General features: G+C 64.1%; 1 protein-coding gene. It reads left to right on the top strand.

From position 1 onward, the window contains the following. On the top strand, positions 1–284 hold a 284-nt coding region (ccsA, locus tag J4G32_RS21335; protein ID WP_210497730.1), incomplete at both ends, for a cytochrome c biogenesis protein CcsA.

The raw sequence follows: 284 nt of genomic DNA, 5'->3' as shown, positions 1-284 counted from the left end.
CTACTGTGCGGCGGCTTTAACGCGGCAACCGCCTGGGTGTGCTGGCGCTGGGCGTTACCCGGCTGGTGCGCTCTGACGCTGGGGATTATTCTCGGATCGTGGTGGGCGTATTGCGAACTGGGCTGGGGCGGCTGGTGGTTCTGGGACCCGGTGGAAAATGCCTCGTTGTTGCCGTGGCTTGCCGCCAGCGCGTTGCTGCACAGTCTGTATGTCAGCCGCCAGCGCGGGAGCTTCCGTCACTGGTCGTTGCTGCTGGCGATACTGACGCTGATCCTCTCGTTGCT

The organism is Microvirga antarctica (assembly GCF_017921815.1).
Lineage (GTDB): Bacteria > Pseudomonadota > Alphaproteobacteria > Rhizobiales > Beijerinckiaceae > Microvirga > Microvirga antarctica.
This window is presented reverse-complemented; position numbering and strand designations above follow the sequence as displayed.